This window comes from Paenarthrobacter sp. YJN-5 (assembly GCF_015040095.1).
GTDB lineage: Bacteria > Actinomycetota > Actinomycetes > Actinomycetales > Micrococcaceae > Arthrobacter > Arthrobacter ureafaciens.
Map to the genome: position 1 here is coordinate 3761423 of NZ_CP053544.1, position 24716 is coordinate 3786138.

Sequence of the window (24716 nt, forward strand, 5' to 3'; positions counted from 1 at the left end):
CGGTCGGCCTTTTTGGACTTCGTTCGTAGCGAAACTCCCCCTGGCCACCGGGATTCAGCAGCAGCGGCCTTGGGGGTTGGTGTCCTGCCGGTCCATCCGGTCCCGCCAGAACTCGCGTTCAGTCATGACGGGACCGGAATGGCCTACAGCTTCGAAGTGCTCAACGTACTTTTGGTACGCGTCGGCGCCCATGACCGCCCGGAGGTAACCGGCGAAGCCACGGAAGCCCTTGAGGACGGCATTCATCAGTGATGCCCGGCCTTCTCCAAACGCTTCTCCGGCGGCAGTGCGTTCCATGTTGCCTGCAACTCCTTCTCCGCTGCCGTCGGGATCAGGCCGGCGGGGGCGAACACCTTGGAGGGGAGGGCAGGGTCCTCATGGTCCTCGCCGCCTCCGGCGCGCAGGGCCCGCACCGTCGCGATGATGGCTGCGACGATCACAATGATGCTGAGGGTCACGAAGATGACCGACAACACTCCCTGAATCATGGTGTTGCGGACCACGGCTTCCATGGCCGCTACGGTCTTGGCCGTGCCGAACTCCGTCTTTCCGTCCGCCAAAGCCTTGCTGAAGGCTGCGTTGTTCGCGAAATAGCCGACGGCGGGAACAGGCGAGAAGATCTTGTGGAAGCTCGCCGTAATGGTCACGACGGCGGCAAAGGCCAACGGGACGGCAACGATCCACAGGAACTTGAACGTTCCGCGTTTCGCCGCGATGGCCATGCAGACCGCCAAGGCAATGGCAGCCAACAACTGGTTCGCAATGCCGAACAGCGGGAACAGGGTGTTGATGCCGCCGAGCGGATCCGTGACGCCCATGAGGAGGACGGCGCCCCACGCTGCCACCATGATGGCTGTGCAGCTCCAGGCACCCGGGCGCCATGACGCTTCCTTGAACTTGGGAACAAAGTTGCCGATCGAGTCCTGCAGCATGAAGCGGGCTACGCGGGTGCCTGCATCGACGGCCGTCAGGATGAAGAGTGCCTCGAACATGATCGCGAAGTGGTACCAGAACGCCATCATTCCCGGACCGCCGATGAACTGCTGCATGATGTGCGCCAAGCCAACGGCCAGGGTGGGAGCACCGCCGGAACGGGAGATGATGCTCTCCTCCCCCACGTCGCTCGCGGTCTGCGCCAGGACGTCGGGGGTGATGTTCACATTCGCCAGGCCCAGGCTGTTCACCCACTGCGCAGCGGACTCAACCGTTCCGCCGGTGAGCGCCAAGGGTGCGTTCATGGCGAAGTAGATGCCCCGGTCGATCGAGATTGCTGCCACCAGGGCCATGATCGCGACGAAGGACTCCATGAGCATGCCGCCGTACCCGATGAACCGGGTCTGCCGTTCCTTCTCAATGAGCTTCGGCGTAGTGCCGGAGGAGATGAGGGCGTGGAAGCCGGAGAGGGCACCGCAGGCAATGGTCACGAAGAGGAACGGGAACAGCGCACCGGAGAAGACCGGGCCGTTCTCACGGCTGGCGAACTCGCTGAAGGCCGGGACGTTGATCTCCGGACGGACCACGATGATGGCCACGGCCAGCATGGCGATCACACCGATCTTCATGAAGGTGGAAAGGTAATCGCGGGGCGCCAGCAACAGCCACACCGGGAGGATGGCGGCGATGAAGCCGTAGATGATGATGCCCCAGGCGATGGTCACCTTGTCCAGGTGGAAGAAGGCTGCGCCCCATTCCGTTCCGGCCACGGCGCCGCCGCCGATGATGGCTGCCATGAGCAGTACGAAGCCGATGATGGACACCTCCATCACCCTTCCGGGACGGAGGAAGCGAAGGTAGACGCCCATGAAGAGCGCGATCGGGATGGTCATGCCCACCGAGAAGACACCCCACGGGCTCTCCCCCAAAGCGTTGACTACAACCAGCGCCAGGATGGCGACGATGATGATCATGATCAGCAGGGTGGCCACCAGGGCGGCGGTACCGCCGATGACGCCGAGTTCCTCGCGCGCCATTTGGCCCAAGGACCGTCCGCCGCGGCGCATGGAGAAGAACAGCACCAGATAGTCCTGCACGGCACCGGCCAGTACGACGCCGATGATGATCCAGATAGTGCCGGGGAGGTACCCCATCTGGGCTGCGATGACAGGACCCACCAGCGGCCCGGCACCGGCGATCGCGGCAAAGTGGTGCCCGAACAGGACGTTCCGGTCCGTGCGGACGTAGTCCTTGCCGTCGGCTTTGTATTCGGCCGGGGTGGCACGACGGTCATCCGGCTTGGTCAGATACCGTTCAATGACCTTGGAGTAGAACCTGTAGCCGATCAGGTAGGTACAAACCGCTGCGAAGACGAACCAGATGGCGTTGACAGTCTCGCCGCGGACCAGGGCCAGCATCACCCAAGCGACGCCGCCCAGCAGCGCAATGGCTACCCATAGGCCGATCTTGGCGGGAGTCCATTTCCGTTCCTCGGCTTCGCGGACTGAATCGTCCACTGCCGGCGCCGGCAGCGTGGGGTCCAATCCCTCCGCGAGTCCGGTTTGCTCAGGTAACTTGCCCATTTTCTCCTCCTTGAGACCTGCCGCGGCGCTGTGCTGCCTGCGTTGGCGTCATGATGCCGTGCGCGGACACACGCCAAGCGCACGTTAGCAAGGAGGTTCCCCGGGGAAAGGTGACCCACCGTCCAAGCCCGCCAGGGTGCGGTGAGCGGTAGCGATGCTGCGATGAACGGCGGTCAGTTGGAGTGGTTGCGGCCTTGAGCCTGAACCATCCGGGCTTCGCACAGGTCCAGCCAGCGGACTTCGGCTTCCGCCTGGAAGATCAGGGAATCCAGGACCAGGAGCCAGGCCGTATCCGCCGGGCGCTGTCCCGCCGTGGCCGCCTTCCTGGCCTGGGTGTATTCCTGCAGGGCGCGCAGCGAAACCTCGCGCTGGGATTGGATCACCGCGGAAGGATCGACGTCGGGAAGGGTGACGGCGAGCGCCAGCTTGATGGCGATCTCGTTGCGGGGCGGGGTGCCGCGCTCAACCGCATCCTCAAACCAGGCATCGACCTCGGCTACCCCGGCGTCAGTGATGCTGTAGACGACGTGTCCCCCGCCGTCGTCGCCCTCTTTGCTGACCAGCCCGTCCCGCTCAAGGCGGTCCAGGGTTGTGTACACCTGCCCGATGTTCAACGGCCACGCGGCGCCGGTGCGTTCTTCGAATTCCGAGCGCAGCTCGTAGCCGTACCTGGGCTGGCCCTGGAGCAAGGCCAGGAGGCTGTGCCGGATGGACATGGGGCTCCTCGCTGTAGTGGTCGGGTCAGAGCAGCAGCAGGACTTTTCCTACGTGGTCGCCGGAGTCGAAGTACTTGTGCGCCTCTCCCACCTGTTCCAGCGGGAACGACTTGGCCACGAGTGGTTTGATCCGCCCGTCGGCGAGCATGGGCCACACCACCTCCCGGACGGCGGACATAATGATGCCCTTCTCCGCCACCGGCCGGGGGCGCAGGGCCGTAGCGATGACGGCAGCCCTCTTGCTCAGGAGTTGGCCCAGGTTGATCTCGGCCTTGGTGCCGCCCTGGAGTCCGATGATCACCAGCCGGCCGTAATCGGCCAGTGCATCGATGTTCTGCTGGAGGTACTTGGCGCCCACGACGTCGAGGATCACGTCGGCGCCTTTGCCGCCGTTTTGTGCCTTAAGGCTTTCGACGAAGTCTTCTTCGGCGTAGTTGATGGCGATGTCGGCACCCAGGAACGCTTTGGCGGTGCCCACTTTCTCATCCGTGCCGGCGGTGGTGGCCACCTTGGCGCCGTAGGCTTTGGCCAGTTGGATGGCCATGGTGCCGATGCCGCCCGTCGCGCCGTGGATGAGGACCGTCTCGCCCTGCTGGAGCTGTGCCGTCATGACGAGGTTCGAGTAAACAGTGGCCGCCACTTCCGGAAGACCCGCCGCCGTCACCAGGTCCACGCCCTCGGGTAGACGCAGCACTTGTTCGGCCGGTACCGCCACCTGCTGGGCGTAGCCGCCGCCGGAGAGCAGCGCGACTACCTTGTCGCCCAAAGTAAAGGCCTTGGTGACACCAGGCCCGAACCCCGCGATACGGCCCGACACTTCAAGGCCGGGAATCTCCGAGGCCCCTGGTGGCGGCGGGTAAAGGCCCCGGCGCTGTTGGACGTCGGCGCGGTTAAGGCCTGCGGCTACGACGTCGATCAGCACCTCGCCCTCGCCGGGCACCGGTGCCGGTACTTCCCTTACTTCGAGGACTTCGGGTCCGCCTGGTTCGGAAATAAAGACGGCTTTCATGACGAACTCCCGTTTTCTTGCTGCACTAACCGGCTCCGGGGCCTGAAAGTACGTGATGTTTTGGTACAGCCAACTCCCTATGAAACACTACTAGGCAGGGAAGGTTGTCCGAGCGGCCTAAGGAGCTGGTCTTGAAAACCAGTGTGCGGTAACCCCGTACCAAGGGTTCAAATCCCTTACCTTCCGCGTAACAAGTGCCCCGGGTTCCAGAACCCGGGGCACTTTCTGCTTTCCAGCCCTCTTCGCCGCCGCTGCCGTCCGATTATCTGAGAACCTGCCCCCGGATAGCCATTGAAAGTGTCAGGGGCCGCACATAGTGTTCTATCGGGCAACCTTCCGCTTACCGGCAGGCAATGCCCCATTCATCCGTTCGCGCTGAGCTAGACCCGAGGCAGCTTTACCCGGAGCAACTTCCGGTTCATCGTCCGCGCCATGGAACGTGGACGCCCTCAGCGAGCCCGGCTGGGCTCCCCTCACGAAAGTAAGAGCGGATGCGACGTAAGCACTGGAAATTCCTGGCGGGCACTATCCTGTCAGCGGGGTTGGCAGCGGCCCCACTGACGGCTGTGCCGGCCCTCGCAGCAGACGACCCCGCGGCTCCTGGTTCGCCGGTGGTCATCAATGAGGCGTACTTGCTGCAGCCGGAGTCCGGCAAAAAGACCATCGCCGAGATCCAAGGCACCGGCCCCGCCAGCCCACTCGTCGGCAGCACCGTGACCACCCGCGGCAAGGTGACCGCGGCCTACGCCACCGGCGGCCTGAACGGCTACTACGTCCAAAGCCCGGGGACGGGAGGCGACAGCAGCGGGGCGGCCAGGACGGCGTCGGATGCTTTGTTCGTCTATTCCCCCACGACGGCGGGTTCCGTTCAGCCGGGCGACTACCTGGAACTGACCGGCGTCGTGGGCGAATTCGCTAACCAGACGCAGATCACGGTGGACGCGGCGGGTATCACCAAGTTGACCGATGCCGCCCCGGAAGTGAAGGCCACACCGCTTTCCCTCCCGGCCAACGAAGCCGCACGCGAGCGCCTCGAAGGCATGCTGATCGCACCCCAAGGCGACTTTGTGGTGGCGGACAACTACGCTCTGAACCAGTACGGCGAAATCGGCCTCGCGGCCGGCACATCACCCCTGGTGCAGCCGACGGCGGTAGCCCCGTACGGTTCGGCTGAGTATTCGGCGGTTGTGGCTGACAACGCGGCGCGCGGCATCAAGCTCGACGACGGCGCGTCCACCAACTTCCTTAAGGACGCCACCACCAAAGCCCAGCAGCTGCCCTACCTCACTCCGGAAAACCCCGTCCGGGTGGGTTCGGCTGCCACGTTCACGACCGACGTGATCCTGGGCTACGGAAACAACTCCTGGAAGTTCCAGCCCCTCGCGCCGCTGACTGCGGCCACTGCGGACCGGGTGCAGCCCGCGTCCTTCGCTGTTGCACGCCCTGAAGGCCCTGCCGACGTGGGCGGCAACCTCAAGCTGGCCTCCTTCAACGTCCTGAACTACTTCCCCACCACGGGCGATCAACTCAGCGGCTGCGTGTACTACACGGACCGTGATGGCAACCCCATCACCGTCAAGGAAGGTTGCAACGCCCGCGGCGCCGCCAACGCGGAGAACTTCCAACGCCAGCAGGCCAAGATCGTCGCCGCCATCACCAAGTCCGGAGCCGACGTCGTCTCCCTGGAAGAGATCGAGAACTCGGCCCAGTTCGGCAAGGACCGCGATGCCGCTTTGGCCACGCTGGTGAACGCCCTGAACGCGAAGACCCCCGGAGTGTGGGACTATGTCCGCACGCCGGCGAATGCTCCCCCGCTGAGTGATGAGGACATGATCCGGACGGCCTTCATTTACAAGAAAGCCACGGCCGAACCGGTGGGTGGCTCCGTGATCCACAACGACACCGATGCCTTTGCCAGTGCCCGCAAGCCTTTGGCCCAGGCCTTCAAGCCCGCAGGCGCAGCAGATGACACCAAGTTCATCGCAATCGTCAACCACTTCAAGTCCAAGGGATCCGCCGCCACGCCGGAGGACACGGACAAAGGCCAGGGTGCATCGAACCTTGCCCGGACACGCCAGGCCGAGTCACTGCTCGCTTTCGCCAAGGACCAGCAGGTTTCCATGGGCACGGACAAGGTGTTCCTGATGGGCGATTTCAATGCCTACGCCAAGGAGGACCCCCTCAACGTCCTTACCGGCGCGGGCTACACCAACCTCGAAGCAGGAACGGGCAAGCATTCCTACTTGTACGGCGGAATGGTCGGCTCGCTGGATTACGTTCTGGCTTCTCCCGCCGCCCTCCCGACAGTCACGGGAAGCGACATTTGGAACATCAACTCCGTGGAGTCCGTGGCACTGGAGTACAGCCGGTATAACAACAATGTGACCAACTACTATGCGTCGGACGAGTTCCGGGCCAGCGACCACGATCCCGTCGTGGTCGGCCTTGACCTGGCACCAAGTGCGCCGCAGACCGTAGACCTTCAGTTCCTGGGGATCAATGACTTCCACGGCAGGATCGATTCCAACACCGTCCTGTTCGCCGGAACGGTGGAGAAGTTGCGTGCTGCCGCGGCACCGGGCGCCACGGCGTTCATCTCGGCCGGGGACAACATCGGAGCTTCGCTCTTTGCCTCCTCCGTGGCGAAGGACCAGCCCACCATCGACGTCCTGAACGCCCTCGAGCTGCAGGCCTCCGCGGTTGGCAACCATGAGTTCGACGGCGGCTGGGAGGACCTGCGCGACCGCGTCGCCGCGGGTGGCACCAACGCTAAGTTCGCCTACCTTGGCGCGAACGTCTACCAAAAAGGCACCACCACTCCCGTCCTGCCCGAGTACAAGGTGCTGGAACTCAACGGCCTGCGGGTGGCAGTGATCGGCACCGTCACCCCGGAGGTTCCTTCCCTGGTGACTCCGGCGGGCATCGCCGACCTGGAGTTCGGTGATCCGGTGGATGCCATCAACCGGGTTGCGGCGAAGATCAAGGCTGAGGGCGCCGCTGACCTGATCATCGTCGAAAACCACGACGGCGCAGCGTCCGGAACGCCCGACGGCGCCACGTTGGAGGAGGAAGTTGCCGCCGGAGGACCGTTCGCGAAACTCGTGAACCAAACCACGCCCGACGTCGCGGCAATCTTCACCGGCCACACCCACAAGGAATATGCCTGGGACGCCCCGGTGCGGGACGCCGACGGGCAAGCCACCGGAAAGACCCGGCCGATCATCCAGACCGGCAACTACGGGGAGAACGTGGGAACCGTGACCTTGACCGTGGACGTGGCCTCCACGTCGGTGACGGGCTACAAGGCCTCGATCGTGGAGCGCACCACCGATACTCCCGAAAGCCTCGTTGCCGCCTACCCCCGGGTGGCAGCCGTAAAAACGATCGTGGACAAGGCCCTGGCTGATGCCAAAGAGATCGGCAACCAGCCGGTAGGGGCAGTGACCGCTGATATCACCACGGCGTTCACGCCGGACCCCGAAGGCGGCGCCCCCAAGCGGGACGACCGCGCGAGCGAGTCCACGTTGGGCAACCTCGTGGCGGACTCACTGGTGGACACGCTCAAGGCGCCGGAACTGGGTGCGGCGGAGATCGGCGTCGTGAATCCCGGCGGGCTCCGCAACGAGCTGTACTACGCCCCGGACGGAACCATCACCTATGCCGAGGCGAACGCGGTGCTGCCGTTCGTCAACAATCTCTGGACGACGTCCCTTACTGGCGCACAATTCAAGACGCTCCTGGAACAGCAGTGGCAGACCAACCCCGACGGAACGGTTCCGAGCCGCCCGTACCAGCAGTTGGGGTTGTCCAAGAACGTCAACTACACCTACGACGCCGCCCGCCCGGCAGGTGAGCGCGTCACCGGGATCCGGGTGGACGGTACGCCGATCGATCCGGCCCAGCAGTACAGGATCGGTACCTTCAGCTTCCTTGCCACCGGCGGTGACAACTTCCGCGTCTTCCTGGAAGGCAGCAACACCAAGGACACCGGTTTGGTGGACCGGGATGCGTGGATCAAGTACCTCCAGGCGCACAACCCGGTATCGCCGGACTTCGCGCGCCGTTCCGTGGCGGTCGCCAACACCACGGCCGGCGACGTCACGGCCGGAGATGCCCTGAGCCTGGCCGTTTCCAAGCTGGACCTGACGTCCATCGGCAGCCCGGCGAACAAGACCCTCAAAGCCTCGTTCGTCGATGCCGCAGGCACCACCGTGGAGCTGGGCGATGTTCCGGTGACCTCCGGTGCCGCGAACGTCAACGTCACGGTACCCGCCACAGCAGCAGCCGGTACCGCGACGCTGGTGCTCACCGCCGTCGAAACCGGCACCACCGTCAAGGTCCTGGTCACGGTGGCGGAGAGCGTTCCGAATTCGCCGCAATGCACGGCACCGGTCAAACCATCCAAGTGGTACGACATTGCGGGCTGGCTCCGCTACGCCATCGCGTGGTTGGAATATCAGAGGTGCCTGAGGGGCTGACAAACCCCCGTTGGCAGTGAAGGGGCCAGGCCCCGCGTCCGTGTGGTCGCGGGGCCTGGCTTTTTGCTTCCTACTTGCGTGCGGGTTCAGGCTCGGGAAGCCGCCCGGCGTCCTCTTGCAGGCTCGCGCGGAACGCTTCGAACCGGGCCACGTGGGCCGGCCGACGCCGCAGGATGGCCCACGCGATGCCCAACGCCACGAACCACACCGGCGTGACAAGCAGCGCTATGAGGGTGTCCGGCTGCGTGGTCAATGCCCACATGATGAACCCGAAGAACGCGAAGACCACCCAAACCATCACAACACCGCCGGGCATCTTGAACGCGGAGCCATCGTGCAGTTGCGGACGACGCTTCCGGAAGGCGAGGTAGCTCGCCAGGATGATCGACCAGACGAACACGAAGCACACGGCCGACACCGTGGTGACCATGTCGAAGGCCTTGCCAACGTCCTGGCCGGCGTACATGAGGACGACGCCGGAGAGCAGCAGGACGCAGGAAAGGAACAGTGCGTTGCGGGGTACTTTGCGTCCGGAGAGCGCACTGAAGACTGCAGGTGCGTCGCCTTCCTGCGCCAAGCCGTAAACCATGCGGGACGTGGAGTAGATTCCGGAGTTCGCGGAGGACATCGCCGAGCTCAACACCACGAGGTTGACGATCGTGGCTGCGGCCCCAAGCCCGGCAAGCGAGAACATGGCGATGAAAGGGCTGTGGCCGGCCGCGAACTGCGTCCACGGAGTAACGGACATCAGGATGATGAGGGCGCCTACGTAGAAGAGCAGCACACGGATGGGAATGGAGTTGATGGCCTTGGGAAGGTTTTTCTCCGGATCTTTCGCTTCGGCAGCGGTGGTTCCTACCAGTTCAATACCCACGAACGCGAAGACTGCGATCTGGAAACCGGCCACGAACCCCATGAATTCGTTGGGGAAGAAGCCTCCATGGGACCAGAGGTTGGTGAAGCTGGCCGGGCCCGCATCGGACTGGAAGCCACTGAAGATCATGAACAGGCCCACGATGATGAGCGCCGCAATGGCCACGATCTTGATGAGGGCGAACCAGAATTCCGTCTCGCCGAAGGCCTTCACGGTTGCCAGGTTCAAGAGCAGGAGGATGCCGATCGTGATGAGTCCTGGAATCCAGAGGGGCAAGCCCGGCCACAGTTCTTCCGAGTAGCCGGCTATCGCTATGACGTCCGCGATGCCCGTGATAACCCAGCAGAACCAATACGTCCATCCAGTGAAGAATCCCGCCCACGGACCCAGAAGGTCTGCGGCGAAGTCGCTGAAGGACTTGTAGTTCAGGTTGCTCAACAGCAACTCGCCCATGGCCCGCATGACGAAGAACAGCATGAAGCCGATGATCATGTAAACGAAAATGACGGAGGGCCCGGCGGCGGAGATGGTTTTCCCGGAGCCCATGAACAGGCCGGTTCCGATGGCACCGCCAATGGCGATCAGTTGGATGTGGCGGTTGCTGAGTTGCCGTTCGAGGTGGGGCTCATGGTTGTTGTCTGTTGGCGGGCGCTGAATCGTCATGAGGAACTCCATTGTTCAGGCGGCACCGGAATGCCACGATGATTCGGGTTCCTCCCCGCTCTGTCATTGACCTGAGAGTTTCCGCGTCCCTGCAGGCAGGAACGCTTGCACCTTCGGTGAGCCCGGTGGGAACCGTGCTTCTTTCCAGAGTTGCCTCGCCGCGGCGGTACAGGGTGCCTGAGAGATTCCTGGGGAGGGTTTGCTCCTACGGCGCCTGACGGGATGTACCGGCAGGACTCTCCCGCCGCGGATCACTAGCGCGCATCACCAGTCGGTGACGCAGATCACACACTAGCGAAGGGCGGGCACCCGCTGCAAACGCCCGGCATCCACGGTCGTCATAAAAGGGATTAAAGCCCCAGGATGCTCCGCGCGATCTCGTCGGCGTCGCGCAGCGTCCGCTGTCCGCTGGTGTAGGCTTGGCCGGTTGCCGGTTTCGCCTCAGCGGCGATGGCGGTCCCCCACTGGGTTGCCGACAGCTGAAGGCCCAGCACGTACAAACCCTCGGTTACCGAGCCGTTCGCGGCCACGGGCCGGTAAGGATGTGGTTCCACATCCAGGCCGGTGGTCTGCACCGGTGTCCCTTCGACGCTCATCATGATCTTGGTTCGCACCAGGCCGTCCTCCATGAGCTGTTCCAGCAACGGGGAGACGTTGATACCCACCCGGTTGGCGGGCGACATCGCTTCAATCAGGGTCCTCGCCTGCACGGGCGCATCCCGCACCCAGGGCGAAAAGGCGCGGAAGACCTTGGCGTTGCGGTCCACGCTGAATTTCGGGTCCGGTCCCACGAAACTCACGACGCCGGCACGCGCCAAGGCGGCCAGCTGCTCCGAACGAAGTGCGGGAGGCCCGCTGGCCAGTCCCTCGACGAAGGATTCGAACCAGCCGCGCAGCTCCGCCACCCACGACTCATCCGTGATTCCACCGTCCGCCACCACGGTCTTAAGGATCGCGCGGCCCGTATGGAGCGCGCCGATCGCCATCTTCACAGGATCGGCTTCGCCGAGCTCCGAACGCAGGGCATCATCATCCAGGTAATCGGTGATGGCCTTGTCCAACTCGCGGCGGGACGCGAAGGTCCGGCCCGCCAACGGGGCGGCGAGCGCCCGGAGGTTCAGCCGGCGCGAAGCCACCACGTGTTTCTCGACCAGCGCGCCCACTTCGGTTTCCCAGTTCCCCGTTGAGTGCGCATGCGGCTGCAACGCGTCCTCCAGGTCGGCCAGGAATTGGGCCGAGTCCCGGATCGCGGCCGGTTGGGACCGTGCCAACGTTGCGTAGTACGCCCACAACGCGTCCCGGTGCAGGAGCGGCCACAGATCATGGTCGAAGCCGGGCTGGATCCCCGCAGCCCGGAAGCGGTCGACGGCGGCTTCAGTCAGGTAGCGGAGGGTGATGCTCGTGGCGTAGTAGCCGGACAGCCCGGCCTTGGCCCGGTACGGGGTGCCTCGCCTGGACGCTGCGATGATCCTCGGTTCGCGCCCGGAAGCACGGTACTCCAGTGCGCCGGTACCCGGGGCGACGGCGTCCACGAATTTGCCGCCGCGGCCCTCGGTCAGCTGCCCCATGACGTCGAAGAAGTTCAACCCCATTCCCCGGACCAGCACGGGTTCGTTGTCCGGCACTGCGGACCAGTCCACGTCGGCCGGAGGCGCCGGAGGGAAGTACAGCAGTCCATGTTCTTCGGCGGCCACCTGGAAGGAGCGTTGCTCGGGGTTCAGGCGGGCTTTGATGTGGCCAAGGGCGAGCACCACAGAGTCGACGGTGAGGGTACCGCCGTCGGCCAGTTCGACGTCGAACGCCTTACCTGCCGGGCGGGCCGCCAGCGCCGACGTTTCATGGAAGGTGACGTCCACGCCGTCGGGCACCCGCTGGAGCAACTCAGCCAGCGTCTGCTGCAGGTAGCGCCCGTACAGGGCGCGGCTCGGGAAGTTGTCGGACTCCAGCGCGGACAACTCGGCCTTTTCGGCATCGTTGAGTCCCTGGCCATCACGACGCCGGGTCACGCGCCATTCGTCGAACGAACCGCCCGCCAGGGGCGGGGCAAGCTCCGGCTCCTGGGGAATCAGGGTGGGATAGAACGACTGCGTGTTCATCAGGTACAGCCGCGACTGCTCAGGCTGCCACACGTGTCCGGAACCCGCCGGATAGGGATCGATGACGTGAATGTGGAGCTTGCTTCCGGTGTTCCCGGCCGCTGCCCGGTTCGCGAGCAACCGCTCAAGCACGCTGGTACCCCTCGGACCAGCCCCGACAAGGGCAACACGGTTGGTTTGGGAAGTAGCCACGCTCAAGCTTAACTTCTGCATGACTTGCTTCCCTTTCACCTGTGTTGCTTGGATGGGGCGATGACCACCACAGCAGCTGATCAGACGCCCCTGCCCGAAGAACGCGAAAAGTCAGGGCCGCGCCATGCCGCAGTCGCACCGGAGCCAACGGATGAGTTCGTTTGGCTCGAGGACATCCACGGCGAAGAACAGCTGGCTTGGGTTCGGGAACAGAACGCACGCACCGAGGAACTCCTGGAAGATGCCGGCTACGCGGCGGTGGAAGCTGGCATCCTGGAAGTCCTCGACTCCACCGACCGCATCGCCATGGTGAACAAGCGCGGGGACTTCTACTACAACTTCTGGAAGGACCGGGAGCACCCCAAAGGCCTGTGGCGCCGCACCACGTGGGAAAGCTACCTCTCCGACTCCCCGGACTGGGACGTGCTGCTGGATATGGACGCCTTGGCAGCCTCCGAAGGTATCGAGTGGGTGTTCCACGGGGCCGGTTTCCTTCGCCCGTCCGACGGTTCCGACTACCGGCTCGCCATGGTTTCCCTTTCCCCCGACGGCGGCGACGCCAACCGGTACCGCGAATTCGACCTCGCCACCAGGACGTTTGTGGACCCGGCCGACGGTGGCTTTGACCTACCCACCGCGAAGGGCCATGTCAGCTGGCTCGATGCAGACACTCTCCTGGTCTCCAGCACCGCCGACGGACTAGCCGCAACATCCTCCTCCTACGCCCGAACCGCGGTGAAGCTGCGCCGCGGCGAATCCCTGGCATCAGCGGAACAGATCTTCGAGATCCCCGAAGACCACATGCTGGCCATGGTCGCCCACGACTCCACGCCAGGCTTTGAGCGCACTTTCGCCGTGGACTACATCGACTTCTACAACCAGCGGACGTCGCTGCTCCGTGACGGCGCCTGGACGGACATCGACGTCCCCACAGACGTCAACATCAGCGCGCACCGCGAATGGCTGATGTTCCGTCCACGGCACGACTGGTCCGTGGCGGGCGTCCAATACCCCGCCGGCTCCCTCCTCGCGGCAGGCCTTGAAGAGTGGCTGGCCGGCACACGCGACGTGGTGGTGCTGTTCACGCCCGAGGCCCACACGTCCCTGCAGTCCTGGAGCTGGACCAGGGACTACCTGCTGCTGAACCTGCTGCGGGACGTCTCCTCCGAGATCCGGGTGCTGGACCCCTCAAAACCTGACGAGTCCGGTTCCTGGGCCTGGAGCACCCTGGACGCCTGTCCCCCGCTCCATGACGTCAACGCCTATGCAGTGGACGACGAGGACGAATCCGGCGCCGGAAACGACTACTGGTTGGTGGCCACAGGTTTCACTACTCCCACGACCCTCACGCGCGGCTCACTCGGACCTGCCGGAAGCCACCACGAAGAGGTGAAGCGCTCGCCGTCGTTCTTCAACGAAGCCGGGTACGAGGTCCAACAGCACTTCGCTGTTTCGGCCGACGGCACCCGCATCCCTTACTTCCAGGTCGCTTCCAAAGACCTGGTCCTGGACGGTCAGAACCCCACGCAGCTCTCCGGCTACGGCGGGTTCGAAGTCTCCCGCACCCCTGCCTACAGCGGAACGATCGGCCGGGCATGGCTTGAACGCCGCACCACCGGGGAGGACGCCCACGTCCGCGGCGGGGTCTACGTGGTGGCCAACATCCGCGGCGGAGGCGAATACGGACCGTCCTGGCACCACGCAGCCCTCCGGGAAAACCGGCACCGCGCTTACGAGGACTTCGCAGCGGTTGCGCAGGACCTGATCTCGCGCGGAGTCACCAGCCGGAAACGCCTGGGGTGCGTGGGCGGCTCCAACGGCGGGCTGCTGGTGGGCAACATGCTCACGCAGTACCCCGAGCTGTTCGGGGCGATCTCCTGCGGGGTACCGCTGCTGGACATGCGCCGATACACGAAGCTGTCCGCCGGATACTCCTGGATTGCCGAATACGGAGATCCCGATGTGCCCGGGCAGTGGGAATTCATCCGCACGTTCTCCCCGTACCACTTGCTCCGTGACGGAGTGGAATACCCGGAAACGTTCATCTGGACTGCGACCTCGGACGACCGCGTGGGTCCCGTCCAAGCCCGGAAGATGGCCGCCCGGATGCAGGCCATGGGCATCCCCAACGTCTGGTTCCACGAAGCCTTGGAGGGCGGGCACGCCGGAGCTTCGGACAACAGGCAAGCCGCCGCGCTGCAGGCCAGGAGCAACCACTTCCTCTGGCGGGCGTTGGCCGGGGGCGAGTAAGGCCCGGACTTGGTTGACGGCTGTTTTGCACTGTGCCGCACGTTCTGCGTATCCTTGGTGGGCTAGCAATAGCAATTGGAGACGTGCCAGAGCGGCCGAATGGACTTCACTGCTAATGAAGGGTCGGGGTTAAACTCGACCGGGGGTTCAAATCCCCCCGTCTCCGCGAAGTGGTCCCGGTTTTCGAACCGGGACCTTTTGCGTTTAACCCGGGGCTGCAGGACCCCCTTCAAGGGTTAGCGGCGTTAGCGGGGTTAGCGGCCACGACCGCCTGCGCTGACCTCCGCACCGGCATCCCGGTGAAGCATCAGGCTGTCCACGGTACTCACGAGCATCAGTACTGCCATGGCCAGGAAGGCCCCTTTGTAAGCGGTGTTCTCCCCACCCAGGAACCCGGCGGTTTCGAACAACCGGAGGAACAGTGCTCCCACAGCAATTCCGGCGCCGGCCGCCAGCTGCACCAGCGTGGCAGAGATGGCATTGGCCGACGGCAGTTGCTCAGGGACGATATCCGCGTACTGCACCGAGGCGTACGCGGAGAAGCCGATCGACCGGAAAGCGCCGCTGAGCAGCAGCAGGCCGAAAATTACCGGCTCGGGAGTTTCGGCCGACAGGAAGGCGCACAGGACAAACGTCACCGCCGAGGCGAAGGAGGCAAAGACCAGTACGGGCTTGAACCCGAACCGCCGGATGAGGGGGGTGGTAGCCGGTTTGATGCCAATGTTGCCCACAAAGACCGCGGCCACCATGACACCGGCTTTCAGGGGGTCCCAACCGAATCCATCCTGGAACATCAGCGGCAGCAGGAAGGGAACCGAGCTGATGGTGAGCCGGTAGATGAAACCGCCCGTGGACGTGGCACGGAAAGTCCTCGTTCCGAAGACCCCAAGGTTGAACAGCGGGACTTTTGCCCTGGTCATCCACCAGACCGCTCCGGCCAAGGAAAGGACGCCGCCGCCAACCACCACCGCAGCCACCAGCCCCGGTGCGTGGCCGCCCAACGTTTCAAGGCCTACCACCAGGGCACCCACGCCAAGCGTCGTCAGCAACAGTCCCAGCCAGTCAAGCCTGCGTTTATCCCCGACGGCGGTCCGGGGAACCAGGCGCAGCGCGGCGATAAATGCGGCCAGGCCCAACGGGAGGTTGATGAGGAAGATCCAGTGCCAGGAGAGGAACGTCGTCAGCGCTCCGCCGACCATCGGGGCCAACACCGGTGCAAGAAGGCCCGGCCACACGAGGTAAGCGGTGGCACGGAGAAGCTCGGACTTCGGCGTTCCCCGGAGGACCACCAGCGTCCCGACCGGAACCATCATGGCCCCGCCCGCGCCTTGGGCCACCCTGCTGAGCGTGAGCATCGTCAGGTCCTGGCTCACCGCGCACAGCAGGGACGCGATGGTGAATACTGCAATGGCGAAGCAAAACACCCTCCGGGCGCCCATTCGTTCCGCCAGCCAGCTGCTCAACGGTATCCCCATGGCCACAGTCACCAGATAGGCGGTCATGGTGATGTTGACATCTGCTGCGGGCACGCGGAAATCGGAGGCGATGCTCGGGATCGCGGTGGTCAGGACTGTTCCGTCCAGGAACTCCATGAAGAAGGTGGCCGCCACCAGCAACGCGAGCTTTGGCTGCCACGTGCTCTCACTTGGGGCTGCGACGTCGGTGCGGTTCGATTCTGTGCTCATGGCTCCGGTCCGGATCAAACGGTATCCCGCGCTGGGAAGCGGGTGTGTTTCATCGATCCTATAGACGGGATGTGGGAGCGATCACAACATGACACAACCTGGCCGGGCATGACACGGGTCCTGCAGCGGTCCTGTCCGCAGCAAGGGGCGGCGGCCGCTATCCAGCCTGGGCCAACGCCAGAGGAAGGACCGCCCCCGCACCTGCTTCCCGGAGGCACCGGCCGGCCACCGTCATGGTCCACCGACTGTCGATGAGATCGTCCACCAGGAGCACAGGCTGTCCTTGCGCGCCCACCAACGCCTGGCCAAGTTCTTCACCCACCGCAAACCGTTCCCACACTCCCGCAAGGCGGTAAGCGCTGTTGCCACCCCGGGCTCCAACGGGTCCGCCATGGTGAGGTTGCAGGGCACCCAAGTACGGCATGCGCCCTATGCCGGCGATTCCCCGGGCCAGTGAGTCCACCAGCTGTGGCTTGCTCCTGGAAGGAACACTCACAACGGCCACCGGACGGCCCGCTCCACTCCACGCCGTCCCGCCCTCGGCACCGGACCACTCCCGCAGCACCTGAACGCAGGCTTGGAGCATGGCAGGGTCCACTTGGCGGTCAGGAGCACCGGCGGCAAAGAGTTCACGCAGCGCTCCGCCCCAGCCCAAGTCGGTCAGACGGGCCAGGACACGCCCTTCTGCCACGGACTGGTCCGGCTTGATCTTGCCCTTCACCGCCACACCCAGCCGGTCCATTCCGGACGGCCACTGCAGCCTCGGCCCCACCACAATTCCCACCCGGCGAAGCGTTTGCCCCGCAGCGTCAGCGGCTGCCTCGGCAATGTCCTTCGGGAACCACTGCCCGGCACAGTTGTCACAACGGCCGCAAGGTGCCGCGGTTTCATCGTCAAGGACTGAGGTGATGTACTCCATGCGGCACCCCGAGGTGTCCTCGTAGACGATCATCGATTCCTGCTCGTCCACGCGTGCCTCGGCAATGCGGGAGTAGCGTTCAGCATCGTAGGCCCAAGGTTGTCCGGTTGCCTTCCAGCCACCTCCAACCCGCTCCACCGCTCCATCCACAGCGAGCACCTTGAGCAGCAGCTCCAGGGGCGTCCGGCGCAGGTCCACCCTCGCTTCCAAGGCCACCGTGGAAAGCGCGGAACCGGCTTCACCCAGGACGTTCAGGACGGCCTGCGCTTTCTCGGCCGAAGGCATCGAAGCGGTGGCGAAGTATTGCCAGATCTCGCGGTCCTCGGAGCCGGGAAGCAGAAGGACGTCGGCATTCGCAGCGCCACGTCCGGCTCGGCCCACCTGCTGGTAGTACGCGACAGGTGACGACGGCGCGCCAAGGTGGATGACGAAGCCGAGATCGGGTTTGTCGAACCCCATGCCCAAGGCTGACGTCGCTACCAGCGCCTTGACCTGGTTGTCCTTCAACAATTGCTCCGCGCGCTCCCTGTCCGCGGGGTCGGTGCGTCCTGTGTAAGCCAGGACGTTGTGCCCCGCCTCGGCAAGCAGGCGGGCGGTGTCCTCGGCGGCGGAAACGGTCAGGGTGTAGATAATCCCGCTGCCGGGCAGATCGTTCAGATGCGTGAGCAACCAGCCAAGGCGGTCCCGGGAGTCAGGGAGGTTAAGCACTCCCAACCGCAGGGATTCCCTGCCCAAGGGGCCGCGGATGGTCAGTACCCCTTCCCCGAGCTGCTCCTCGATGTCATGGACAACACGCGAGTTCGCCGTGGCCGTGGTGGCCAGCACGGGGACGGTTTCCGGCAATTGCGTGATCAGGTCCGCGATGCGGCGGTAGTCCGGCCGGAAATCGTGGCCCCAGTCCGAAATACAGTGCGCTTCATCAACCACCAGCAGACCCGTCCGCCGGATCAACTCGGGAAGCTGGTTCTCCCGGAAGGAGGGGTTGGTCAGGCGTTCCGGAGACACCAGCAGGACATCAACCTCGTCCGCCGCCAGCTGGGCCAATACCGTGTCCCACTCCAATGCATTTGCCGAGTTGATGGCCACGGCCCGTACACCTGCCCGTGCCGCAGCGGCCACCTGGTCCCGCATGAGCGCCAGCAAAGGGGAAACAATCAAGGTTGGCCCCGCCCCGCGCCTGCGCAGCAACAGGGACGACACGAAATAGACGGCGGACTTCCCCCACCCTGTACGCTGCACCACCAGGGCCCTGCGTCCTGCGTCCACCAGCGCTTCGATGGCCTCGAATTGTCCGTCATGGAACTCGGCTTGGGGATTGCCGACGAGCTCCCTGAGGCATTCAAGCGCCTGCTGGCGGGTAGGCGACTGCACAGGAAGAGCGACATTTTGGGGGATGTTGGCCATGTCCCCAGTATTGCAGCAGGGCCTGACAGCGATGACGGGCAGGAAGGGCTATGTGGACAACCGTTCTCCACATAGCCGGGAGGCGGTTCATGCCCATTTGCACCCTCACAGTAGGATTGAGCGCGTGACTAGCGAGCAGACTAAGACCTTTGACCTCTCGGCCTCTTTCAAGGCGTATGACGTCCGGGGCATCGTGGGGGAATCAATCACGGCCGAGATCGTAGAGGCCGTGGGTGCTGCATTTATCGACGTCCTTGGGTTGGAGGGTGAGACCGTCCTGGTTGGCGGGGACATGCGGCCTTCCTCGCCCGAGTTCAGCCAGGCGTTCGCCAAGGGCGCTGCCACCCGTGGCGCCAACGTGCAGTTGCTGGACCTTATTTCCACGGACGAGCTGTACTACGCCTGCGGCGCGCTTAATGCAGCCGGCGCGACGTTCACTGCCAGCCACAACCCTGCCGAGTACAACGGCATCAAGATGTCCAAGGCCGGAGCCCAGCCCATCTCTTCGGAGAGCGGTTTGAAGGAGATCCAGGCCCTGGCCGAGGAATACCTGAACCAGGGCAGCATCCCGGCCGCCGCCACGCGTGGCCAGATCGGTGTGCGGGATGTCCTGAAGGACTACTCCGAGTACCTCCGCAAGCTCGTGGACCTTTCCGGTTCCCGGCCGTTGAAGGTTGTTGTCGACGCCGGCAACGGCATGGCGGGGTTGACCACCCCTGCGGTCCTGGGTGACAAAATCCTCCCGGGCCTGCCTTTTGAGATTATTCCGCTGTACTTCGAGCTTGATGGATCCTTTCCGAACCACCCGGCCAACCCCTTGGAGCCGGAGAACCTGCGTGATCTGCAGGCCGCCGTGGTCAAGCACGGTGCGGACATCGGTTTGGCTTTCGACGGCGATGCTGACCGGTGCTTCGTTGTTGACGAGAAGGGTGACCCGGTGTCTCCTTCGGCGATCACCGGCATGGTGGCCCGCCGTGAAATCGCCCGGGCAAAAGCGGCCGGGGAAGAGACTCCGGTGATCATCCACAACTTGCTCACGTCCAAGGCCGTGCCGGAACTCGTCGCTCTTGACGGCGGCCGTGCTGTCCGCACCAGGGTGGGCCATTCCTTCATCAAGGCCGTGATGGCTCAGGAAAGTGCCGTGTTCGGCGGGGAGCACTCCGCCCACTTCTACTTCCGGGATTTCTGGAATGCGGACACCGGCATGCTGGCTGCCATGCACGTCCTTGCCGCGTTGGGCGAGCAGGACGGTCCTCTCTCAGAGCTCGGCCGCCAGTACGAGCCCTACGTTTCCTCCGGTGAAATCAACTCCGAGATCGAGGACAAAGCCGCAGCGGTAGAGCGCGTTCGGATCGATTTCGAGTCCGAGGACGTCGAGATCGACAACATGGACGGCAGCACTTTCACCGCCAAGGACGGCAGCTGGTGGTTCAACCTGCGCCCGTCCAACACCGAGCCCTTCCTTCGCTTGAACGCCGAAGCGAAGGACCAGCCCACCATGGAGAAAATCCGCGACCGCGTCCTGGCCATCGTCAGGGCATAAGAGAGCGATCATATGAGCCACGAACCTCAAGCAGCGGGGAATGCGGCGGAGCAAGAACTCAGGGACACCTTGGGCACGGCCATCGGCACGGCCCAAGAACATCTCCTGCAGAACGGCGGCTTCCTCCCCTTTGGAATCACCATGTCCACCGACGGTGAACTCAGGATCGTCCTGGTAACCCCGGATGAGCCGGACGAGGACGGTCACCTCGATGCTGAGCAGATGCTCGCCGATGTGCAGGAGCTTCTCAAACAGGGTCGAAATGATTACCGCGCGGTAGCCGTTGCCTATGACGCCAGCCTGCCGGAACATGGTTGCGATGGAATCACCGGCGCGGCCGAACACCGGGACGGCACCGTACTGGCCGCGATAGTTCCCTATCATGTAACAGACGACGGGTTCACCTTTGAGCCCATGGAGCCGGACACCCACGAGCCGTCAGTCTGGGTGGACTAGACCCGCACTACCTTAGGTGAAGCGATGAAGATCAACGCGTTCGCAGATGTAAGTCTCCGCGCCATCATGGTGTTGGCAGCTGCGCCCGAGGGGACTTTGCTGACCACTCAGGCTGTGGCAAATGCCGTCGGCACCCCCTACAACCACGTGAGCAAAGCAATGGTCCGGCTCCGCGAACTCGGCCTCATCGACGTCGAACGTGGCAGGCTTGGCGGTTCCCGGCTCAACGCTGCCGGCCGTAAAGCAACCGTGGGGCAGCTCCTCCGCCACCTGGACAGCAGGCAGGACCCGGCGGAATGCCAATCCCCCAACGGTGACTGCCCGCTGCTGACCGAGTGTGGCTTGCGCCACGCCATGAAGCGGGCCAGGGAAGCCTTCTACAACGAACTCGACACCGTGGTGATCGCATCCCTCCCCCACGCCCGCCAGATGAATCCGGTCTTCGCTACCATCGGCCTGCGCCCCCAGTTCGGCGCCGATCCGTCGCCCGCTTCCCTGCCCGCCGTCACCACGGCGTGAGACCCCCGGCGTAACGAACCCCCTCGATTTGCACTTCTTTTCTACGGAGAGTAGAAATTGATCTAAATACAGGTATTTGAAATACATGTATTGATCCGGTCCGGCGCAGGTGCACGGACCCCAACCCCAGGAGAACCATGCTCTCGGAAAAGTCCCGCCCCGTCATTGAAGCCACCCTTCCGCTGGTCGGATCGAGGATTGGCGAAATCACCGCCGATTTCTACAACCGCTTGTTCACAGCACACCCGGAACTCCTGGATGGTCTTTTCAGCCGATCGAACCAGCGTTCCGGCGAGCAGCAGAAGGCTTTGGCCGGGAGCATTGCCGCTTTCGCCACGCACTTGGTGAACAATCCCGGCACGCTTCCGGAAAAGGTCCTCTCCCGCATTGCGCACAAGCACGCTTCATTGGGCATCGTCGAAGAGCAGTACGGCGTGGTTTACGAGCACCTCTTCGCAGCCATTGCCGCCGACCTGGCCGATGTCATCACCCCGGAGATCGCAGAAGCATGGACCGAGGTGTACTGGCTCATGGCGGACGCCCTGATCAAGTTGGAGAAGGACCTCTACGCCGCGCAGGCCAACACCCGCATGTGGATGCCGTGGCGCGTCGTCAGCAAGGAAGCAGCAGGCAAGGATGCCATGACCTTCACGCTGGAACCGGCCGATGAAACCCCCATCACGGAAGCCAAGCCAGGACAGTACGTCAGCGTCAAGGTCACCCTTCCTGACGGCCTCCGCCAAGTGCGCCAGTACTCGCTGTCCGGCGACGCCGGCACCAGCCGGATCTTCACCACCAAGCTCAACGACGGCGGTGAGGTCTCCACCGCCCTGCACACCGCCGTCGAACCCGGAGACATCCTGGAGATCTCCAACCCCTATGGCGAAATCACGCTCAAGGACGAGGCAGGCCCGGTGGTTCTCGCCTCGGCCGGCATCGGCTGCACGCCCACCGCTTCCATCCTGCGCTCCCTGGCAGATGCCGGCACTGACCGCGATGTACTGGTGCTGCACGCCGAGCGTTCCATGGACCGCTGGGCGCTCAGCGGCCAGATGACCGCCGACGCCGCCAGGATCGATGCCGACCTGCAGCTGTGGCTTGAGACTCCGCAGCCCGGCGCCAAGGAAGGTTTCATGTCGCTTCGCGAAGTCGACCTCCCGGCAGATGCCTCGCTCTACCTGTGCGGCCCGCTGCCGTTCATGAAGAAGATCCGCGACGAGGCCATCGAAGCGGGCATCCCGGCAACGCGGATCCACTACGAGGTCTTCGGTCCGGACGTCTGGCTCGCCAACTAAGGCAAGGAACGACGGCGGCCTGTCACCTTTAGTACAAAAGGTGACAGGCCGTCGTCGTTCACTCAGGGACGCCATTGTCCCTAAGAGGTTCTGCACCTCCGGAGGTTCTTACCTCCGGAGGTTCATGCTTCCCGGGGTTCTTGCTTCCCGAGGTCTAGGCCAGGCGGCTCTTCAGGCCGTCCAGCTCCGACTTCAGCGCCGCCGGGAGCGATTCGCCGAAGTTGGCGAACCACTCTTCAATGGAGGCCAGCTCGGTGGTCCATTCGTCGGCATCCACACGGACGGCTGCCTCGACCTCTGCCGGTGTCATGTCCAGGCCCTCGAGGTCGATGGATTCACCGGTCGGCACGAAGCCGATGGGGGTCTCCACGGCGTCGGCCTTGCCTTCGAGCCGCTCGATGGCCCACTTGAGCACGCGTGCGTTGTCCCCGAAGCCAGGCCAGGCGAAACCGCCGTCAGCCGTGCGCCGGAACCAGTTGACCAGGAAGATCTTGGGCAAACGCTCGGGATTGGCCTTCGCTGACAGGTTCACCCAGTGGTTCAGGTAATCGCCAGCGTCGTAGCCGATGAACGGAAGCATCGCCATCGGATCGCGACGGACTACGCCCACGGCACCGGCCGCTGCAGCGGTGGTCTCCGACGAGAGGGTAGCGCCCATGAAGATGCCGTTTGACCAGTCTCGGGCCTCGGTGACCAACGGGATGGTGGTCTTGCGGCGGCCACCGAACAGGATGGCGGAGAGTTCCACGCCCTCGGGGCTGAAGTACTCTTCGGCAAGCATGTCGATCTGGTCGATCGGGGTGCAGAAGCGGGAGTTCGGGTGCGCGGCCGGGGTCTCCGAGTCCGGAGTCCAGGAGTTGCCCTGCCAGTCGGTCAGGTGTGCCGGGGTTTCCTCGGTCATACCTTCCCACCAAACTCCACCGTCGTCGGTCAGTGCGACGTTGGTGAAGATGCTGTTGCCCTTGGCAATGGCACGCATGGCGTTGGGGTTGGTACCCCAACCGGTGCCCGGCGCAACGCCGAAAAGACCGGCTTCCGGGTTGACCGCGCGGAGCTCGCCTTCCTTGCCGAAGCGCATCCACGTGATGTCATCGCCCAGGGTCTCAACTTTCCAGCCCTTGATGGTGGGGTCCAGCAGGGCGAGGTTGGTCTTGCCGCAGGCGGAGGGGAAGGCCGCGGAGACGTAGTAGGTCTTCTGCTCGGGAGAGGTCAGCTTGAGGATGAGCATGTGCTCGGCCAGCCAACCTTCGTCGCGGGCCATGACCGAAGCGATGCGCAGCGCGTAGCACTTCTTGCCCAGCAGGGCGTTTCCGCCGTAGCCGGAACCGAAGGACCAGATGGAGCGCTCTTCGGGGAAGTGCACGATCCACTTTTCCGGGTTGCACGGCCATGCGACGTCGGCCTGGCCGGGTTCCAGCGGTGCGCCGAGGGAGTGCAGCGCCGGTACGAAGAACGCGTCGGTCCGGGTGATGCGTTCCAGAACGTCGGTGCCGATGCGGGCCATGATGCGCATGGAAGCAACCACGTAGGCGGAGTCGGTGATCTCAACGCCGAACTTGGGGTCTTCAGCATCCAGGTGGCCCATGACGAAAGGAATGACGTACATGGTGCGGCCGCGCATGGAGCCGGCGAACAGTCCGCGCAGCTTCTGCTTCATCTCGGCCGGGGCCATCCAGTTGTTGGTGAAGCCTGCGTCGCGCTCGTTCTCGGAGCAGATAAAGGTCTGCTCCTCTACACGGGCAACGTCAGCGGGATCGGAGAAAGCTGCAAAGGAGTTCGGGAACGTCTCCGGGTTGAGCCGCTTCAGCGTGCCGGCCTCAACCAGCTCGTCTGTCAGCTTCTTGTTTTCTGCTTCGCTACCGTCAACCCAGTGGATGCGGTCCGGCTGAGTCAGTTCAGCTACTTCTTCGACCCAGGCCAGCAGGCGTGCATGCGTAGTAGGTGCCTTCTCAAGCAGCGGCAGTCGCGCCAGATCGCCCATTGCGGTTCCCTTCGTCGGGTTCGGTGGTGTGTCCTAAACGATAGGGGGCGCGGACCAGACCAATCCGTTGTCAGACATCGGACAAATGGGGGCCGCGCAAATGAAAACCGCAGAAAATCA

The 24716-nt window shown here is 64.1% G+C and carries 15 protein-coding genes, 2 tRNA genes and 1 riboswitch; of the genes, 8 read left to right on the forward strand and 9 right to left on the reverse strand.

What is annotated here, in order from left to right; genetic code table 11:
* Positions 1-54: 54 nt before the first annotated feature.
* The 4 genes from HMI59_RS17415 to HMI59_RS17430 all read right to left on the reverse strand — a co-directional run bounded on the left by HMI59_RS17415 (position 55) and on the right by HMI59_RS17430 (position 4241).
* Positions 55-246 (reverse strand): YbdD/YjiX family protein, encoded by a 192-nt coding sequence (locus HMI59_RS17415; protein WP_166186867.1) that lies wholly within the window; start codon positions 244-246, stop codon positions 55-57.
* Positions 246-2516, reverse strand: a complete 2271-nt coding sequence (locus tag HMI59_RS17420; RefSeq protein ID WP_193592007.1) for a carbon starvation CstA family protein — start codon at positions 2514-2516, stop codon at positions 246-248. The genes HMI59_RS17415 and HMI59_RS17420 overlap by 1 nt, the downstream gene beginning before the upstream one ends.
* A 173-nt stretch (positions 2517-2689) precedes the next feature.
* A complete protein-coding gene (locus HMI59_RS17425; protein ID WP_193592008.1) occupies positions 2690-3232 on the reverse strand; it encodes a PadR family transcriptional regulator in 543 nt (180 codons plus the stop codon).
* Positions 3233-3257: 25 nt separating this feature from the next.
* Positions 3258-4241 carry an NAD(P)H-quinone oxidoreductase gene (locus HMI59_RS17430; protein ID WP_193592009.1) on the reverse strand — a complete coding sequence of 328 codons (984 nt, stop codon included), beginning with the start codon at positions 4239-4241 and terminating at the stop codon, positions 3258-3260.
* A gap of 98 nt (positions 4242-4339) precedes the next feature.
* Here HMI59_RS17430 and HMI59_RS17435 point away from each other — a divergent pair.
* Both HMI59_RS17435 and HMI59_RS17440 read left to right on the forward strand, forming a co-directional pair.
* A tRNA-Ser gene (locus HMI59_RS17435) sits at positions 4340-4427 on the forward strand.
* A 305-nt stretch (positions 4428-4732) separates the two neighbouring features.
* Positions 4733-8719, forward strand: coding sequence for an ExeM/NucH family extracellular endonuclease (locus tag HMI59_RS17440; protein WP_193592010.1), 3987 nt, complete (start codon positions 4733-4735; stop codon positions 8717-8719).
* Positions 8720-8789: 70 nt separating this feature from the next.
* Here HMI59_RS17440 and cycA read toward each other — a convergent pair whose 3' ends face one another.
* Together cycA and HMI59_RS17450 are read right to left on the reverse strand one after the other, a co-directional pair.
* Positions 8790-10256, reverse strand: coding sequence for a D-serine/D-alanine/glycine transporter (cycA, locus tag HMI59_RS17445; protein WP_193592011.1), 1467 nt, complete (start codon positions 10254-10256; stop codon positions 8790-8792).
* A gap of 154 nt (positions 10257-10410) precedes the next feature.
* Positions 10411-10510, reverse strand: a riboswitch (glycine riboswitch).
* Between the two features lie 96 nt (positions 10511-10606).
* On the reverse strand, positions 10607-12544 hold the full coding sequence (locus tag HMI59_RS17450; RefSeq protein WP_193593812.1) for an FAD/NAD(P)-binding domain-containing protein: 1938 nt from the start codon (positions 12542-12544) through the stop codon (positions 10607-10609).
* Positions 12545-12604: 60 nt separating this feature from the next.
* On the opposite strand from HMI59_RS17450, the gene HMI59_RS17455 reads away from it, so the two are divergent.
* Both HMI59_RS17455 and HMI59_RS17460 read left to right on the forward strand, forming a co-directional pair.
* Positions 12605-14794 (forward strand): prolyl oligopeptidase family protein, encoded by a 2190-nt coding sequence (locus HMI59_RS17455; RefSeq protein WP_193592012.1) that lies wholly within the window; start codon positions 12605-12607, stop codon positions 14792-14794.
* A gap of 77 nt (positions 14795-14871) precedes the next feature.
* Positions 14872-14960 (forward strand) — tRNA-Ser (locus HMI59_RS17460).
* Between the two features lie 88 nt (positions 14961-15048).
* Here HMI59_RS17460 and HMI59_RS17465 read toward each other — a convergent pair.
* Both HMI59_RS17465 and HMI59_RS17470 read right to left on the reverse strand, forming a co-directional pair.
* Positions 15049-16479, reverse strand: a complete 1431-nt coding sequence (locus HMI59_RS17465; protein WP_193592013.1) for an MFS transporter — start codon at positions 16477-16479, stop codon at positions 15049-15051.
* A gap of 157 nt (positions 16480-16636) precedes the next feature.
* A complete protein-coding gene (locus tag HMI59_RS17470) occupies positions 16637-18802 on the reverse strand; it encodes a RecQ family ATP-dependent DNA helicase (RefSeq protein ID WP_193592014.1) in 2166 nt (721 codons plus the stop codon).
* Positions 18803-18926: 124 nt separating this feature from the next.
* Between HMI59_RS17470 and HMI59_RS17475 the strand changes: the two genes are divergently transcribed.
* From HMI59_RS17475 to HMI59_RS17490, 4 genes are all read left to right on the forward strand, one after another.
* Positions 18927-20345 carry a phosphomannomutase/phosphoglucomutase gene (locus HMI59_RS17475; protein ID WP_193592015.1) on the forward strand — a complete coding sequence of 473 codons (1419 nt, stop codon included), beginning with the start codon at positions 18927-18929 and terminating at the stop codon, positions 20343-20345.
* A gap of 12 nt (positions 20346-20357) precedes the next feature.
* The gene (locus HMI59_RS17480; protein WP_166186843.1) at positions 20358-20801 is read left to right on the forward strand and encodes a hypothetical protein; all 444 of its coding nucleotides are present in this window, start codon (positions 20358-20360) and stop codon (positions 20799-20801) included.
* Between the two features lie 24 nt (positions 20802-20825).
* Positions 20826-21320 carry an Rrf2 family transcriptional regulator gene (locus HMI59_RS17485; protein WP_166186842.1) on the forward strand — a complete coding sequence of 165 codons (495 nt, stop codon included), beginning with the start codon at positions 20826-20828 and terminating at the stop codon, positions 21318-21320.
* Between the two features lie 137 nt (positions 21321-21457).
* A complete protein-coding gene (locus HMI59_RS17490; protein WP_193592016.1) occupies positions 21458-22615 on the forward strand; it encodes a globin domain-containing protein in 1158 nt (385 codons plus the stop codon).
* A 154-nt stretch (positions 22616-22769) separates the two neighbouring features.
* On the opposite strand, the gene HMI59_RS17495 is transcribed toward HMI59_RS17490, so the two are convergent.
* Positions 22770-24596, reverse strand: coding sequence for a phosphoenolpyruvate carboxykinase (GTP) (locus tag HMI59_RS17495; protein ID WP_166186840.1), 1827 nt, complete (start codon positions 24594-24596; stop codon positions 22770-22772).
* Positions 24597-24716: the final 120 nt, after the last annotated feature.